This is a genomic window from Synechococcus sp. R5-15, from assembly GCF_047462035.1.
Taxonomy (GTDB): Bacteria; Cyanobacteriota; Cyanobacteriia; order Thermostichales; family Thermostichaceae; genus Thermostichus.
This window is the reverse complement of sequence record NZ_JANSIK010000090.1, coordinates 1-15,329: the sequence shown is the minus strand read 5'-3', so window position 1 is coordinate 15,329 and position 15,329 is coordinate 1. Positions and strand designations below refer to the sequence as shown.

Below are 15,329 nucleotides of genomic sequence, written 5' to 3'. Positions count from 1 at the left end.
GTTCGCGTGTTTCGCGGGCATGTTTCTCTCCTTGTTCTTTTCCTCACACCTTTTTGGCTGTAGGGATGTCCTCATAGAAGCGACAAACTGCCTACCTCAACAACGAGCCTGGCAATCGCGGACTCTGGGAAGACATGATACAGCCGAAGTCCACATCGTCTACCACTTTACACACTTTCTGCGCGAGACTCAATGCGAGACCCAACTGCGGTAGATGATCGAGGCTCGATATCCACTACTCTACCTCAGGGATCCGGCTCTGGCTAGCGGGTGTATCTCAAACTGAGACAGAGCTCTCAAGCTGCAAGCTCCGGTGGGGATGGGCGGTACCGGACTCGAACCAGTGACATCCTGCTTGTAAGGCAGGCGCTCTACCGCTGAGCTAACCGCCCCCGAGGGATCCCAGTCCACCGAGTTTAGCATTCCCAAGGGACTATTTCCCCATACCCAAGCTCTGCGCCTTCTGGTACACCTTGCCCTCGGTCAGGAGGGAGGGGGCGATGCAGATCTCCACCTGCTGCATTTCTCGGAGATTGGCAGCCCCCAGGGTGGCCATGCTAGTGCGCAGAGCACCCCAGAGGTTGTGGGTGCCGTCGTCCAGGCGGGCGGGGCCGCGCAAGATTTCTTCCAAGGTGCCGGTGGATCCCACGCGGATGCGGGTGCCGCGGGGCAAGATGGGGCTGGGGGTAGCCATGCCCCAATGAAAGCCGCGACCGGGGGCCTCATAGGCGCGGGCCAAGGGGGATCCGATCATCACTGCGTCCGCTCCACAGGCGATGGCCTTGCAAATATCGCCGCCGGTCACCAATCCGCCATCGGCAATGATGGGAACGTAGGCGCCGGTTTCCGCCAAAAACTGCTCCCGTGCAGCGGCACAGTCGGCGATGGCCGTAGCCTGCGGCACTCCCACCCCCAACACGCCTCGGGAAGTACAGGCAGCGCCAGGGCCGATCCCCACCAAGACACCGGCAGCTCCGGCCTGCATCAGCTCCAAGGCAACATCGTAGGTAACGCAGTTGCCCACCACAACAGGAATGGGCATCGACCGGCAAAATTGGGCCAGATCCAGCAGTTCCATGCCTTCGGGAACCTTGTGGTGAACGGAAACCACCGTGGCCTGAACGAAAAACAGATCCCCCCCGGCTTCAGCCACCAGGGGGCCGTATTGGGCGGCGTGGGCGGGCACACTGCTGGCTGCTGCAATGGCGCCACCGGCCTTGATTTGGCGGATGCGCTCTTGAATCAGATCCGGCTTTACAGGTTCGCTGTAGAGGCGCTGCATTAGGGGCACAAACTCGTCTTTGCCCACCGACGCAATCTGATCCAAAATCTCATCGGGATCGGCGTAGCGGGTTTGGATGCCATCCAGGTTCAACACCCCGAAAGCTCCCAGCTCCGAGAGCAAAATGGCCATTCGCACATCCACCACGCCATCCATGGCGCTGGCGATGATGGGGATTTGCCGTTGGATCCCTCCCAGGGTGAAGTGGGTATCCACCAGGCTGGGATCCAGCGTTCGTCTGCCTGGGGCCAGCGCGATTTCATCCAGCCCGTAAGCGCGTCTTGCCTGCCGATTGCGGCCCAGTTGCACGTCCATTTTTCCCCTGTTCTGCGGATCCCTTGTTTTTATCATGCCGCCAAGGAGGGATCCAAGGCTAGCGAGAGTTTTGTTCTTCTGGTTGGGATTTCCACCTGCGATCCCGGAGCGGGTCTCAATCAGCCTCAGAGGTTCGAGGGGGCAAGGGCGTGAAAATGTGCCCTTCTTGCAGGTTGCCGAAACTGCGGCAGCGCTCGGATCCCCAGCGGAACCCGTAGAGGGCGATGTAGGCACACATCAACGCATCCACCTGATCTTCGTAGTTTTTGAGTCGACGGCCCTTGAGGGATCCCACCTTCACTTGGAGCAGCTCTTCGTGATCCTGGAGAGCCGGGTCAGCGGCAGCTAGAGAGCGCAGATGATGCTGGTAAAGCTGCCAGGCTTGTTGCCGTTCCGGCCAGGTGCGTCGGGGGCGAGCCTTGTATTTCAGGGTGCGGCTGAGGCCGAAGAGACTGACCAAGGCGCTGTGGGGGAAGACCTCGGTCACTTGGCGGGTAAGCTTCCCTCGCTCGATGTTGGCCTGCTCCCAAAAGCCATAGCGGGATAGGGCTTGCACCAGGGCTTCTCCTCTCACTTGGCCGTTTTTTTCTAGAAGCCGGCGGTTGGCTGGGTGGGCCCCGGCTGCATAGGCGCGAAACACCCGGTTCAGTTCGGCCTCGGCCCGTCGCTGTCCGCTGAGGTTGGGGACGCGCAGGGGGGCATCCACCGCCACCAAGCAGGGATCCCCTCCCGCCTGAGCTTGAATGTAGTCCAGGATCTCCTCATCCGTCTGGAGAATGCGGCTATCGACCAGATGGCCTGTCAAGTTCTGCCTGCCGGGATCCCCGAGCTGGACTCGCAGCGTGGCCAGACCGGAAGGGTTGCGGGGCGACCAGGCCAGATCCAGGCCAATGCAAATCAACTGAGCCACACCGCCTTCCCCTTTTCCTCAAGTTCGACAGATCAAAGCCATTTCCAAGAGCCAGTTTGAGGCAGTTCCCGATTGCATGGCTCCGGCGCCCTCACCCCCAGCCCCTCTCCCAAAGGTAGAGGGGGATCAACGTCACAGACAGTTGCGCTGCTGTTGCATGGGTATTGGGAATGATCCCGCCAGCTCGCCTGTCTTGATAAAAAATAAAAATCCATAAAAAAGGGATCCCACCAGGGGATCCCGAAAGATTCATCCAAGATGCCTGGCCAGGAAGCGAAGTGCCCATGGGCTCTTCGGTGAGCCTCAGGGATCCACCTCGCTGTGGCGGTCAACGGATTAGTAGTCGTAGTCACTCATGCCGCTGCCGCTGCTTGCCGGCGTGTTGGTTTTGGGCTCGGGCTTGTCCACCACGATCGCTTCAGTGGTCAGCACCATCCCCGCAATGGAAGCAGCGTTTTGCAGGGCAGAACGGGTAACCTTGGCCGGGTCTACAATGCCCGCCTCGAACATATCCACGAAGGCGTCGTTCTGAGCATCGTAGCCGGTGTTGAAGGGCTTATCTTTCACCCGCTCCAGCACAATGGAGCCGTTTTGGCCGGCGTTCTCAGCAATGCGGCGCAGCGGAGCACCCAGAGCGCGGGCGACCAGGTTGGCCCCCACCAGTTCATCGCCGGACAGGTTGGCTTGCGCCCACTCGGTTACCACTGGGATCAGGTGTGCCAAGGTGGTACCGCCGCCGGGAACGATCCCTTCTTCTACCGCCGCTTTGGTGGCGTTGATGGCATCTTCCAGGCGCAACTTGCGGTCTTTCATCTCGGTTTCAGTGGCCGCGCCCACTTTGATCACTGCCACACCGCCGGAGAGCTTGGCCAGGCGCTCTTGCAGTTTTTCTTTGTCGTAGGTGGAGTCGGTTTCCTCAATTTGACGGCGAATTTGCTCGCAACGAGCTTTCACGGCCGCTTCGTTGCCTTCCGCCACGATGGTGGTATTGTCTTTGGTTACCGTGACGCGACGGGCAGTGCCGAAGGAATCGAGGCGAGCGTTCTCCAGCTTCAGGCCGCGCTCTTCGCTGATTACCTCACCACCGGTCAGGATGGCAATGTCTTCCAACATAGCCTTGCGGCGATCCCCGAAGCCAGGGGCTTTTACCGCTACCACGCTCAGCACACCCCGCAGCTTGTTCACCACCAGGGTAGCCAGCGCTTCTTTCTCGATGTCTTCGGCGATGATCAGCAGAGGACGACCGGCGCGGGCCACCTGCTCCAGAACCGGTACCAGGTCTTGCACCAGGGTGATCTTCTTATCGGTGATGAGGATGTAGGGGTTTTCCAGAACCGCTTCCATCCGCTCGGTATCGGTGACGAAGTAAGGGGAGATGTAGCCCTTGTCGAAGCGCATCCCTTCCGTCACTTCCAGCTCGGTGGTCATGGACTTGCCTTCTTCCAGGGAGATCACCCCTTCGCGGCCCACCTTGTCCATGGCCTCGGCAATCATACGGCCCACTTCTTCATCGTTACCGGCGGAAATGGCCGCCACCTGGGCAATGGCTTTGGAATCTTCGACCGGGCGGGCATGTTCGGCGATCTTGTCGACCAAAAACTTCACCGCCTTGTCGATCCCCCGCTTTAGGGCAATCGGGTTGGCGCCGGCAGCCACGTTTTTTAGACCTTCTTTCACCATGGCGTGAGCCAAGACCGTGGCCGTGGTGGTGCCATCCCCAGCCGTGTCATTGGTCTTGGAAGCCGCCTGCCGGATCAAGGAAACGCCTGTGTTCTCAATGTGGTCTTCCAGCTCGATTTCTTTGGCAATGGTTACCCCGTCGTTGATGATTTGGGGGGCGCCAAACTTCTTCTCCAGCACGACGTTGCGCCCTTTGGGACCCAGGGTAACGGCTACGGCTTCTGCCAAAATATCCATGCCGTGCTCTAGAGCGCGGCGGGCTTCTTCACTGAAGATGATTGATTTGGCCATAGTCAACCTCTCCGATGCAAATGCAGGTAAGGGTGAAACAGAGTCTCAAGGATTCAATCGTTCGTTGAACTGCTGCTGAATCACTGACCATTACTGAACAATGGCGAGAATGTCCCGCTCGGCCAACAGCACATATTCATCGCTGCCCAGCTTGACTTCGGTTCCGGCATACTTGGAGTAGAGCACTTTGTCGCCGGCTTTCAGTTCCATCGGGATCAGCTTGCCCTCGTCGTTGCGCTTGCCAGGGCCAACAGCAACCACTTCCCCCACCTGGGGCTTTTCCTTGGCAGTGTCCGGCAAGAAGATCCCACCTGCGGTTTTCTCATCTTGCTGAGCGATTTTGACCAGCACGCGGTCGCCCAGCGGCTTCAGGGTAGAGACGTTAAGAGCTACTGCAGCCATGACGAATGTCCTCCGTGATCCTAAAGCACGAAGCTGAAGTTTTCATTTCCATTAGTTCCACTTCCCCGAAGGGAAGCGACTTAGCACTCTCGACTTACGAGTGCTAGTTTATCAGCCAACTTTCTGGCCTGACAATAGCCTCTGTCGGTGGGATCCCGCTTTTGGCGGGTACGGTCGGGGTGCGGATCCCCCTACTTTTGGTGCCGGTGTGGGATCATGGCCTGAGTTGGGCTGGGTTGAGAACGTGCGGATCCCGTTGTTTCAGGTGGATGCGTTTACGGCAGTGCCTTTTGCAGGTAACCCCGCGGCGGTGTGTTTGCTGCCTCAGGAGCTGCCGCAGGCGCTGATGCAGGCCATTGCCGCAGAGAACAATTTGTCGGAGACGGCTTTTTTACTGCCTCAGGGATCCCAGGGCGAGGTTCCCCACTATGGGCTGCGCTGGTTTACGCCGACGACGGAGGTGGATCTCTGTGGCCACGCCACCTTGGCTGGTGCCCATGTGCTGTTCACCGAGGTGCATCCTGAGGCGGAGAGGGTAGCCTTTTCCACCCGCAGTGGCCTGTTGCAGGTGCGGCGGCAAGGGGATCGCCTGGCCATGGATTTTCCTGCTCAAACTCCGGAACCTTGGCCAGAAGCCAAGGAGCAGGTGGCAGCAGCTTTAGGGATCCCACCCGTGGAGCTATACCGCGGGGGTATGGGGGTAGCGGTGCTGGCTTCGGCGGGACAGGTGCAGCAGGTGCAACCGGATCTGGCCCAGGTTCAAGCACTCCCCGTTCCGGGGTTGATCGTCACAGCCTCTGGGGCGGCTCTGGGGAATGGGCCGGATTTTGTCTGCCGCGTTTTTGCCCCTCGGCTGGGGATCCCGGAAGATCCGGTGACGGGATCCGCCCAGTGTCTTTTGATGCCCTATTGGGCCAAACGCCTGGGTCGCTCTGAGTTACAGGCCCACCAGCTATCCAGCCGCGGCGGGGAGCTCTGGTGTCGCGATCTCGGCTCTCGCGTGGAGATTGCTGGGCAAGCGGTGCTGGTGATCAGAGGAGAGCTGAGGCTGCCTTAGAACCGTTGTCGACTAGGGTGCTAGCGGCAGGGAACAAGGCCTCCGGCCCGCTAGGGCGAGCAGTTGAAATAGATGGTAATAAAAACCACGACTGCTATCAGCCCTACAGAACAAAAAACACCTCGGATACCTCCGAGGTGCAGGCCAGGAAAGAGCTTGAGCTAGCCAAGGATTTCGGCGGCTTGAATGAGCTCCACCTGCTTTTTCTTGAGCACCAATAAGAGCTGGGCAATCGTAACGGCTGCCAGGAAAGCCACCAGCCATTTCACCCGCTCCGGGCTTTGCAGCACCAGATCCCGCTCCACCTGGCCAAAGCCGCCCACATTGGGATTGTTGGTGACGGGATCCCCTTCTTTGACGCTGTCGCCAACGGCAACCACCAGCTCCGGCCCAGGTGGCACCACCAGGTTTTGGATCCCGCTTTCGGTCTCGAAGCTGAGAACTCTCGTGCCCGGCAGCTCGTATTCCGGGGGCACCAGGCTGGCCAATTCAGCCGGTAGATCGCTGATATCGGAGTCGAGGGTGGCAATGTTGACCAGACGCCCCGTGGCTGGGGCGCGGAAGACGTTGTTGTTGCTGAGGCTGCCGTCGGGGTTGAGCTGACCGCGACCCCGGTTGGCCCCAATGTAAACGCGATACTTCATGAAGGCCACCGAGGGATCCTCTTTCGGGTCAGGGGCCACCACCGGGAAGACGATTTCTTGATGCTGCTCGCCCGGCAAAGGCCCGACCAGGAGGATGTTGGGCTTCGCGTCGCTGTAGGGGGTGATGTAGGTCTCGGCAGTTTCTTGCCGTTGTTCCTCGGTCATCTCGGCTTCGGTGGCTAAACGGAAGCCCTCCGGCAAGACCACCACCGCGCCCACATTCAACCCACCCTTGCTGCCGTCTGCCAGCACCTGCTGCTTGCTCAGGTCATAAGGGATCCCAACTTTGATGGTGAACACCTGGCCGGGGGTGACGGCCTGGGGCACCTCGGCGCGAGTGGGCATGGCGTTCAGGTGGCAGTTGGCACAGACAATTTTTCCAGTCGCCTCGCGGGGGTTGTCGTAGGCCATCTGGGCATAGTAGGGGTAGGCTGCCGCCGGACGTGCCCCCATCCCCAGCAACAGCAGCAGCCCACAGAAGGCCAAGCAGATTCGCTTCATAACTCTCAGCTCAGAATGAATTTCCATCACAGGTTTAGGACACAGTCTTGGAACAGCCATCTCGACAATTTGCCCCAAATCGTTCGGCAAAAGCCGGCACAGCCAGCGGGATCCCTTGCCCTTTAGGTTTCCCGGAAATCGGGGCCTTGCCAAGGGCTGAAGCGGACGTTGTCGCCATCCACAGTGGCGCTCACCAGCTCCAGCGAGCGGGGAGCCGGTCCCCGGATCACCTTGCCATTGGCCGCATACTGGGATCCGTGGCAAGGGCACTTAAACAAGTTTTCCCCCACATTCCAGGGCACCACGCAACCGAGGTGGGTACAAACCGCGTTGAGGCCATAGTTGGCCACCGCCCCGTTGTCGATCACGATGTAGGTGGGATCCCCTTTCAAACCTTGGGCCAGCACCCGGTCCGTGGCAGCATGGGTGGCCAACAGCTCACTGACACTGATGGGCTTGCCGAGAGCGTCCTGAGCTATGAGGCCCTCACCCCCTCCACCGGAAGAGGGCGGGATAAAGTACTTCACCACCGGGTAGAGGGCGCCCACCACTACGACTCCCACAGAGCCGCTGAGCAGGGCATTGAGAAGAACCCGCCGGCTCATGGGGGGCGCTTCAAAGTTGCTAACCGCTTCCGTCATAATGGCAAATGCAGACCTGAGAAGTTTTAACGTTCGTTGACAAGCGACATCATCCTAACCGACCCCTTTGGCCAATATCGTTAAGAAATGCAACGCTGTAAGAGGCCGTGGCCTTCCTTCCCAAGGTGAGCGGCCCACCCAGCGCGATTGGAGCCAGATCCAAGCCAGCCTCAGACAAGTCTGATGAAGGGATCCGACTTTCAAGCTTTGTTGCGCGAGAAGTGGGGCTATTCCTACGACGTGCAGCTGCGGCGTATCCAGCAGAAGGTGGTGTTGCTGGTGATGTGGCGCTATCTGGAGCAGCCCTCCTTCCCCTTGAGCGAGGCCGAGTATTTGGCCCACTTGGAGAACGTGCTGGCCCATTTGCAGGCTTGGGGGGTGTGGGAATCGGTGCGCCGGGAAATCGAAGCCACCCGTCAGAGACCCCGTATGGGCAAAGCGGTGGCCATTCCTCTGGATTTGCAGAAGGTGGGGGAGCGAGTCTCCGAGTGGTTGTTGTGAGTTCTCCTGGGGAGAAAGAAGTCCAAGCAAACCCAAGCGCCGGATTCTCCGGCTGGGCAAGAAACTCGAATGGGTCTCAGCTCAAACGGCAGACCGGGAGTTTGCCCAACGGCCATGACCTCTCTAGAGGGGACGCGGCTTGCGCACTTGTTCGGTTTCGGGGCGATCCTGCTGAGCTTCGGATTCCAAAAGTTGGCGGAATGCCGGCTCGTCCAGACGGTAGTCCCGCTGCTCGATCAAATCCCGGTCGGTTGAGTAAATGGTGTCCGACTCTTGCACAACTTCTTGACGGCGGAAGCGGCGGGCAAAGCTAAGTTTGCGCAGCAGCGCCTCTGTGGGATGCTGCAGATGCTCTCGCCAAAGCTGCCGGACACGATTGCGACGCTCCACCCCCTGGTTGCGGATTTGCAAGGTCAACCACCGAACGGCGGGCACCGCCAAAAAGAGGCTGCCGTAGAGAAACAGAAACCCAATCAACGGGTAGATGAAGGCTAAAAAAGCATTGCTGCCGGCTGCCGCTGCCACCTCTTCCCGTGCCCCATAGAGAATGGCGGCCAGAAAGAAATTGAGAACTCCCAAACCCCCTGCCAGGGTCAGTTGACCAGGCGTGGCCCGGCTGAACACCCAAGGTTTCTCCTGCAACACTTCGGGGATCCTCTTGGGATCACGCTCTGAGGCGGCCACCTGCAGTTCCGGAAAGCGGTAGACAATGTCCCCGTCCTCGCTGACCTCCGGCTGACCGTCGAACTTGAGCAAAATGGGCAGCATGTAATCTTCGTATTCCAAGGCCGGGGATCCCGGCTCCACATCCAGGTAGGGCAACACCTGTTCCGCTGCGATCACCCCCCCATTGGCACGAATCAGTTGGCCAATGAGGGCATAGCGCTCCTCCTCCAGGTTGGCATTGGGATCCCCGTCCCCAAAGAGGAAGCTGTACACCGCTTCCAGGAAGTTCAGCTCGGATTTTTGCGGCTGGCGGGGGCGCGTCCGACCGGAGTAGCTGCCATAGTAGGGATAGGGATCCCAGAAGGGGTTGCCGATCCAAAGATTGGGGAAGTAGTAAAACCCTATCCCCCGCGACCGGCTGCGATTGTCCTGCTCGCGGCTGCTGGCCATTTGCAAGGCAATCAACGCTAGGACAATCAAGACAATCGACACCACCAGCAGGATGCCGAAGGAGATGCGCAGCCCATAGAGGAAGCCCCCCCACAGTTTGCGCCGCAGGGCCGCCAGCTGATCCTGCTGCTCCTTGCGCTTGAGAATGCTGCGAAAATCCGGTGGAAAAACGTAGGTAATCTCCCCCTGCCGGGAAACCTGGAGATGCCCCTCCGCCTTTTGGGCCAAATTCAGTAGCTCTTGTTTGGCCTCGTGTAAAGCTAAGCCCGTGCTGGATGCAATATCTCCCAAGGTGACCCGCAGGCCCAACTGTTCCACTGCATCCATCACCAATGTTTGGGTAGCCACTCTTAACCTCCGCTTTCTGCCCCAATTGCCGAGGAGCCTGTCGGGATCCCTAGGACGCAGATCCTCTCCCCTGAGCTAGACCTAGCGTCTCCTCTATTCCCAGTATCTCCCCACTAACCCAGCAGCGGCGAGGGTTATACCCGCCTCTAGGGCAGCCAAGCCATCACGGCCAGCAGGGTCGAGAGGATCCCGATCAACACCCAGATGAGGGGCTTAGTGTCCAACGGGGGATCCGCTGCCCGGCGGCTGAGGGGATCCCCAGATCTTGGGGAAGGGCCTTTGCGTTGGGAGCGCCCATAGGCCAAGCGGTACTCTGGGGGATCAGCTTCCTCCAGCCGGCTGAGATCGGGAATTTCGCTCAACCACTCCGCTGGACGCCGCAGACGAGGGGCTTGCCAGATACCCAAGACATAGCGAGCCTGCTGGGCAACTTCTGGATCTGGGTTGCGCAGCAAGGTTTGGGCCAACAGGATGGCCTCCTGCGTTTCGCCAAGGGCTTCTTGGGCCAGGGCCTGCCAGAGCCGTAGCTTACCCGACTGCGGATAGCGGCTTTGGGCCTGCTTAACCTCCTCTAGCGCCTGCCGGTATTGTCCTCGCTCGAACCTCAACTGGATCAGAGCCAAGTGCTGAGACAATCTCAGGTCTTTGGGAAGCGTCATGCTCAGGATCCGCAGGCTAGGTCAGCTTCTGTTCTACCCCAAACCCCACCAGCAACAGCTCCTGCAAAGGCTGACCCTGAGGGGGACGTTGGTAGGTAAGGATCTGCCGCAGGCGCAGGCGCGGATTCAGTAGAGTGATGGTATCTACAGCAACCACACGAGTGTAGGTGGTGGTCATCACCAGTTGCAGGGATCCGGGATCAAACCGGAAAGCCGCCACCATCGGGCGATCTTCCTCGTAGGCCCGATCCCGCAGGTAGTCTCCCTGCAGCCCCAGGGGGGTTTCCTGCCGAGGGACAAACAGCATGTTCAGCTCTTGCCCGGCCTCCTCCCCCGTTTCGGAAACGGTCTCAAAAGCCAAGTGAAAGCCCAAAAAACCATCCACGTTGTGGTTGGGGTAGTTGTTGTCGGTGAGCACCTTGTGCTTGAGCTCAGGGGTGAGAGTGCGAATAGTGAACTCGGTGCGGGAGCGCTCCACCTCGCCACGGTCTAGGTAATGGTAGGTGCGCTCTGTGCGCCAAGCCCCAATGCAGCAGTTGAAAAAGTGGTGAAATTTCTGGATGGCGTTCATGCGGGCGGGAGCGGACAGAGTCAGAAACCGGCGCTGGAGCCGAGAAGTGGCCCAGAAAACCCTGCCTCTGATCCTAAAACGAATTGAAAATAAACAGGAATCCAAATCCTAATGCCAACGATTGAGATCTGGGTCTGGAGCGGGATCTCCTCCCTCACCCGCTTTTGGCCACCGGGATCCCTTGGGTCTGCCCCAACAACTCCAAGGCTCGCTGCAGCTGGATGTCCTCCGGCCCGGCCAAGGTTTCTGCCGTCAGAGGAATGGATCCCTCCGCCACCACCACATCGGGCTGGATCCCCTGGCGATGGATGTCGTGGCCGCTGGGGGTAAGGTACTTGGCCGTGGTCACCGCCAGCCCCGAGCCATCCGCCAGCTCCAGCAGGGATTGAATCAGACCCTTGCCAAAGGTGCGCGTTCCTACCAGTTGGGCTCGCCCACTATCCTGAAGTGCCCCGGCCAACACTTCACTGGCACTGGCGCTGCCCTGATTTACCAAGACCACCAGCGGCGCCTCTGTGAGCACCTCGCCGGTGGCGGGAATGCTGTCTTGAATGCCGTGGCGATCCGTCACCAGCACAATGTCACCCTTGGGGATCCAGAAGCGGGCGATCTCAATGGCCGCCTGCAAGAGTCCCCCCGGATTGTTGCGCAAATCGAGAATGTAGCCCCGCACCCCTTGAGCTTCTGCGGCCCGAATGGCTTGGCGGACTTGAGCGGCAGCATTGCCGTTGAACTGGCTGAGGCGAATGTAGGCCACCGATCCCTGAGGCAGCTCAAAAAAACGGGTGCGCACGGGGTTGATGGTGATCGATTGGCGTACCAGCTCCACCTCCCAAATGCGATCCTGCCGCCTCAGCTTCAAAGTAACCGGCGTGCCGCTGCGCCCCCGCATCCGCTCGGCCACTTCGTCCAGGCTCAGCCCCGCCACCGGCACCCGATCCACCGCCAAAATCTCATCCTGGGGTTGGATCCCGGCCTGCTCGGCAGGAGTGCCCTCCATGGGGGCAATCACCCGCACAGCGCCTTGCTCGTCGATAGCAATCTGCAAGCCGACACCACTCAGCTCGCCGGCTGTAGAGGTCTGCAGGCTGAGGTAGTGCTCTCTGTCCAGAAAGCGGGTAAAGGGATCCCCCAGAGTGGCCAACATCTCCTCGATGGCCTGGTAAGTCTGCTTGCGCTCCTTCAGGGGCCGGGAGAGAAACCGCTGCCGCACCTGCCACCAGTTTTGCCCGTTAAACCCCGGATCCACGTAGGCCCGATCCACGTAGGCCCAAGCCTGCGCCAGCAGTTGCTGCTCTTCTCCCCAACGGCTGGCCTGCACCGGACAGGGGCCTATGGCCAAACTCGCCCAGAGCAAACACCCAAGCAAGACAAGGCGGATCCCCCACCCTCTCCAGCGGATCCCTGTGTATCTCGGCTTCTGCACAACCATCGATCCCAAAAAACATTAAGAAACATGAACAAAACGCAATATCAAAAGCTCGTCTGGCCTACTGGGATCAAGATCTTGGTTCCCAAGCTGAGCCCGGCGCCAGGATAGTGTTAAAAGATTGTGTTACATTGCTGAGGGGAGTGGGCTTGCCCCGCCCTCGAGAGCCAACTTCAAAAAATGCAGACATTATGAGCAAAGTTTACGACTGGTTGGACGAGCGGCTGGAGATTACGCCTTTCGTCGACGACGCAACGGGAAAATTCATTCCGCCTCACGTTAACATCTTCTACTGCCTCGGCGGGGTGACGCTGGTGTGCTTCTTAATTCAGTTTGCCACCGGCTTCGCCATGACGTTTTACTATCGTCCGACGGTGGCTGAGGCCTTTGAATCGGTGAACTACATCATGACCCAGGTGAACTTCGGCTGGCTGTTGCGCTCCATCCACCGTTGGAGTGCCTCCATGATGGTGCTGATGATGATCCTACACACCTTCCGGGTTTACCTGACGGGGGGATTCAAGAAGCCCCGCGAGCTGACCTGGGTAACCGGCGTGATCTTGGCGGTGCTGACCGTCTCCTTTGGCGTTACCGGCTACTCCCTGCCCTGGGATCAGGTGGGCTACTGGGCAGTCAAGATCGTCTCAGGTGTGCCCAGTGCCATTCCGGTGGTGGGCGACTTGTTGGTGCAACTGATCCGGGGTGGCGAAGCGGTTGGTCAAGCTACCCTGACTCGCTTCTACAGCTTGCACACTTTCGTGCTACCCTGGCTGACCGCAGTCTTTATGACCATGCACTTTTTGATGATCCGCCGCCAAGGCATTTCTGGGCCTTTGTGAGCAAGGTTTGACTCCCAGACGCCTTTGACTTTCCTGGTAACTGGGATCTTTACCTGCCACTTTTTCAGAACTTTTGTCCCTAGATAAGGAGAACTCCCATGGCCGTCTCAAAACAGGTGATAGCGACCGAGGCCATTACCCGCAAGGTTGATCTAGACAACCCCAAAGTTGTAGCCAAGCTGAAGAAAAACATGGGCCACATGACCTATGGTGAGCCCGCTTGGCCCAACGATTTGCTCTTTATGTTTCCGGTGGTGATCCTGGGCACTATTGGAGTGATCGTTGGCCTGTCAGTCATGGATCCGGCAGGTGTAGGGGAGCCGGCGGATCCCTTTGCTACGCCTCTGGAAATTCTGCCGGAATGGTATCTCTACCCCGCCTTCCACATCCTGCGGATTGCTCCCAACAAGCTGTTGGGAATTGCTCTGATGTCTGCCATTCCTGTGGGTCTCTTGTTTGTGCCCTTCATCGAAAACGTCAACAAGTTCCAAAACCCCTTGCGCCGCCCAGTGGCGACAACGGTGTTCCTGATCGGCACCTTGGTCACCCTCTACCTGGGCATAGGTGCCACCTTGCCCTTGGATAAGTGGGTCACCTTGGGCTTGTTCTAAAAGAACATCTGGGACTCCCGCTTGATGGGTTGATCGTCATCATCACCATCAGAATCACCATCAGAGTGCAGCAGGTTGGTGGCCAGGCTGCACTTTGTTATTTGGAGAGCTTTTTAGAGGAGTTGTCTGCAAACCTGTGTGCCAAGGGATGGGCAAGTCCGCCGAAATGGTAGTATCTCTACGCCCTCATCTTCAGCTTGACCGCTCATGAGCACTTCTTCTTCAACTGCTCGAACCTATCGGATCACAGCCCTTGCCGGAGATGGCATCGGCCCCGAAATCATGCGGGTGGGACGGGCCGTTTTGGATGCAGTTGCTCGGCAGATGGGATTTGCTCTTCAGTGGCAAGAGGGCCTGATCGGCGGGGCCGCCTACGAACAGACCGGGGATCCCTTGCCGGCAGAAACCCTGAAAATGGCTCAAGAGAGCGATGCCGTTTATCTGGCTGCTGTCGGCGACTTCAAGTATGACGCTCTGCCTCCTGAGAAACGCCCGGAGCGGGCCTTGTTGGGCTTGAGGGCGGGGCTGGGGCTGTTTGCCAACTTGCGCCCGGTAAAAGTCTTCCCTCAACTGGTGGGGGCTTCCTCCCTGAAGCCAGAGGTGATCTCGGGGATCGACCTGGTGGTAGTGCGGGAGCTGACGGGGGGCATTTACTTCGGCCAACCTAAGGGAATCTTCACGGATGCCCAGGGATCCCGGCGCGGCGTGAACACCATGGTCTATAGCGAAGCTGAGGTGGATCGGATTGCCCGAGTTGCCTTTGAGCTGGCCCGCAAACGCCGGCGCAAGCTCTGCTCGGTGGACAAAGCCAACGTTCTCGAGGTGTCGCAACTGTGGCGGGAGCGGGTCAATGTCATTGCGGCTGAGTACCCGGAGGTGGAACTTTCCCACCTGTACATCGACAATGCCGCCATGCAGTTGGTGCGCTGGCCCAAGCAGTTCGACGTCATCCTCACGGGCAATCTCTTCGGCGATATCCTCTCCGATGAAGCGGCCATGCTGACCGGCTCTATTGGTATGCTGCCCTCTGCCTCTCTGGGATCCTCTGGCCCCGGCCTATACGAGCCGGTACATGGGTCGGCTCCCGACATTGCCGGACAAGACAAAGCCAACCCCATTGCCCAGGTGCTCTCCGGCGCCCTGATGCTCCGCTACTCCCTGGATCAGCCGCAAGCTGCCGACCGCATCGAACAGGCGGTAGAAGCCGTTTTGGCGCAAGGGTACCGCACCCCAGACCTCTACTCTGAGGGAATGACTTTAGTGGGTTGCCAGGAAATGGGAGAAAAGTTGGTGGCAGCCCTGTCCCAGCAGCAGGCGCAATAGCCTTTTTCGGGGCCACAGGCTACAGCCAAGGCAGACGTGCGGCGATTTCCAAGCAATTTCCAATTGTGGGGATCCTTGGAGCATGACTCTAGTCAATAATAAGCTCAACTATACTGAAAATAATGTATAATATGTTCAATACGGATTACTACCAGTTGATCTTTCTGTTTACTTTCGAGTCTGCCAACATGGTAGCCAAAGCAAAGCAG

At 58.9% G+C, this 15,329-nt stretch carries 15 protein-coding genes and 1 tRNA gene; 5 read left to right on the top strand and 11 right to left on the bottom strand.

Annotation, left to right across the window (positions count from 1 at the left end):
* Positions 1-320: 320 nt before the first annotated feature.
* The 5 genes from NW839_RS08290 to groES all read right to left on the bottom strand — a co-directional run bounded on the left by NW839_RS08290 (position 321) and on the right by groES (position 4,880).
* Positions 321-392: transfer RNA gene (locus tag NW839_RS08290), tRNA-Val, on the bottom strand.
* A gap of 41 nt (positions 393-433) precedes the next feature.
* Entirely contained in the window at positions 434-1,597 is a 1,164-nt protein-coding gene (locus NW839_RS08285; RefSeq protein WP_414351685.1) for a GuaB3 family IMP dehydrogenase-related protein, read from the bottom strand.
* A 115-nt stretch (positions 1,598-1,712) separates the two neighbouring features.
* Positions 1,713-2,507, bottom strand: coding sequence for a DUF429 domain-containing protein (locus NW839_RS08280; protein ID WP_414351682.1), 795 nt, complete (start codon positions 2,505-2,507; stop codon positions 1,713-1,715).
* Between the two features lie 336 nt (positions 2,508-2,843).
* On the bottom strand, positions 2,844-4,478 hold the full coding sequence (gene groL / locus NW839_RS08275) for a chaperonin GroEL (RefSeq protein WP_011433224.1): 1,635 nt from the start codon (positions 4,476-4,478) through the stop codon (positions 2,844-2,846).
* Positions 4,479-4,568: 90 nt separating this feature from the next.
* A complete protein-coding gene (gene groES / locus NW839_RS08270; protein ID WP_011433225.1) occupies positions 4,569-4,880 on the bottom strand; it encodes a co-chaperone GroES in 312 nt (103 codons plus the stop codon).
* Between the two features lie 208 nt (positions 4,881-5,088).
* Between groES and NW839_RS08265 the strand changes: the two genes are divergently transcribed.
* Positions 5,089-5,937 (top strand): PhzF family phenazine biosynthesis protein, encoded by an 849-nt coding sequence (locus NW839_RS08265; protein WP_414380571.1) that lies wholly within the window; start codon positions 5,089-5,091, stop codon positions 5,935-5,937.
* A gap of 161 nt (positions 5,938-6,098) precedes the next feature.
* On the opposite strand, the gene NW839_RS08260 is transcribed toward NW839_RS08265, so the two are convergent.
* Both NW839_RS08260 and NW839_RS08255 read right to left on the bottom strand, forming a co-directional pair.
* Positions 6,099-7,082, bottom strand: a complete 984-nt coding sequence (locus tag NW839_RS08260) for an apocytochrome f (RefSeq protein ID WP_414351679.1) — start codon at positions 7,080-7,082, stop codon at positions 6,099-6,101.
* A gap of 122 nt (positions 7,083-7,204) precedes the next feature.
* Positions 7,205-7,723: a cytochrome b6-f complex iron-sulfur subunit gene (locus tag NW839_RS08255; RefSeq protein ID WP_414351678.1), complete on the bottom strand. Its 519-nt coding sequence runs from the start codon at positions 7,721-7,723 to the stop codon at positions 7,205-7,207.
* 183 nt (positions 7,724-7,906) lie between these two features.
* Here NW839_RS08255 and NW839_RS08250 point away from each other — a divergent pair, with 183 nt between their 5' ends.
* Positions 7,907-8,224, top strand: coding sequence for a DUF3067 family protein (locus NW839_RS08250; protein ID WP_414351677.1), 318 nt, complete (start codon positions 7,907-7,909; stop codon positions 8,222-8,224).
* 123 nt (positions 8,225-8,347) lie between these two features.
* On the opposite strand, the gene NW839_RS08245 is transcribed toward NW839_RS08250, so the two are convergent.
* The 4 genes from NW839_RS08245 to NW839_RS08230 all read right to left on the bottom strand — a co-directional run bounded on the left by NW839_RS08245 (position 8,348) and on the right by NW839_RS08230 (position 12,350).
* Positions 8,348-9,688 carry a hypothetical protein gene (locus tag NW839_RS08245; protein ID WP_414351675.1) on the bottom strand — a complete coding sequence of 447 codons (1,341 nt, stop codon included), beginning with the start codon at positions 9,686-9,688 and terminating at the stop codon, positions 8,348-8,350.
* Between the two features lie 146 nt (positions 9,689-9,834).
* Positions 9,835-10,347 (bottom strand): tetratricopeptide repeat protein, encoded by a 513-nt coding sequence (locus NW839_RS08240; protein WP_011433231.1) that lies wholly within the window; start codon positions 10,345-10,347, stop codon positions 9,835-9,837.
* Positions 10,348-10,363: 16 nt separating this feature from the next.
* Positions 10,364-10,918: a phycobiliprotein lyase gene (locus NW839_RS08235; protein WP_414341991.1), complete on the bottom strand. Its 555-nt coding sequence runs from the start codon at positions 10,916-10,918 to the stop codon at positions 10,364-10,366.
* Positions 10,919-11,072: 154 nt separating this feature from the next.
* Positions 11,073-12,350 (bottom strand): S41 family peptidase, encoded by a 1,278-nt coding sequence (locus NW839_RS08230; protein WP_414351674.1) that lies wholly within the window; start codon positions 12,348-12,350, stop codon positions 11,073-11,075.
* A 188-nt stretch (positions 12,351-12,538) separates the two neighbouring features.
* Between NW839_RS08230 and petB the strand changes: the two genes are divergently transcribed.
* The 3 genes from petB (at position 12,539) to leuB (ending at position 15,120) form a co-directional block, all read left to right on the top strand.
* Positions 12,539-13,186 carry a cytochrome b6 gene (gene petB / locus NW839_RS08225; RefSeq protein WP_041436518.1) on the top strand — a complete coding sequence of 216 codons (648 nt, stop codon included), beginning with the start codon at positions 12,539-12,541 and terminating at the stop codon, positions 13,184-13,186.
* A gap of 98 nt (positions 13,187-13,284) precedes the next feature.
* Complete coding sequence (gene petD / locus NW839_RS08220; protein WP_011433236.1) at positions 13,285-13,797, top strand: cytochrome b6-f complex subunit IV; 513 nt, start codon at positions 13,285-13,287, stop codon at positions 13,795-13,797.
* 207 nt (positions 13,798-14,004) lie between these two features.
* Complete coding sequence (gene leuB / locus NW839_RS08215) at positions 14,005-15,120, top strand: 3-isopropylmalate dehydrogenase (RefSeq protein ID WP_414341994.1); 1,116 nt, start codon at positions 14,005-14,007, stop codon at positions 15,118-15,120.
* The last annotated feature ends 209 nt before the right edge of the window (positions 15,121-15,329 follow it).

Coding starts and splice junctions, on each gene's coding strand:
- NW839_RS08285 (WP_414351685.1), bottom strand. CDS start 1,597: ATGGACGTGCAACTGGGCCGCAATCGGCAGGCAAGACGCGCTTACGGG.
- groL (WP_011433224.1), bottom strand. CDS start 4,478: ATGGCCAAATCAATCATCTTCAGTGAAGAAGCCCGCCGCGCTCTAGAG.
- groES (WP_011433225.1), bottom strand. CDS start 4,880: ATGGCTGCAGTAGCTCTTAACGTCTCTACCCTGAAGCCGCTGGGCGAC.
- NW839_RS08260 (WP_414351679.1), bottom strand. CDS start 7,082: ATGAAGCGAATCTGCTTGGCCTTCTGTGGGCTGCTGCTGTTGCTGGGG.
- NW839_RS08255 (WP_414351678.1), bottom strand. CDS start 7,723: ATGACGGAAGCGGTTAGCAACTTTGAAGCGCCCCCCATGAGCCGGCGG.
- NW839_RS08250 (WP_414351677.1), top strand. CDS start 7,907: ATGAAGGGATCCGACTTTCAAGCTTTGTTGCGCGAGAAGTGGGGCTAT.
- NW839_RS08240 (WP_011433231.1), bottom strand. CDS start 10,347: ATGACGCTTCCCAAAGACCTGAGATTGTCTCAGCACTTGGCTCTGATC.
- NW839_RS08235 (WP_414341991.1), bottom strand. CDS start 10,918: ATGAACGCCATCCAGAAATTTCACCACTTTTTCAACTGCTGCATTGGG.
- NW839_RS08230 (WP_414351674.1), bottom strand. CDS start 12,350: ATGGTTGTGCAGAAGCCGAGATACACAGGGATCCGCTGGAGAGGGTGG.
- petB (WP_041436518.1), top strand. CDS start 12,539: ATGAGCAAAGTTTACGACTGGTTGGACGAGCGGCTGGAGATTACGCCT.
- petD (WP_011433236.1), top strand. CDS start 13,285: ATGGCCGTCTCAAAACAGGTGATAGCGACCGAGGCCATTACCCGCAAG.
- leuB (WP_414341994.1), top strand. CDS start 14,005: ATGAGCACTTCTTCTTCAACTGCTCGAACCTATCGGATCACAGCCCTT.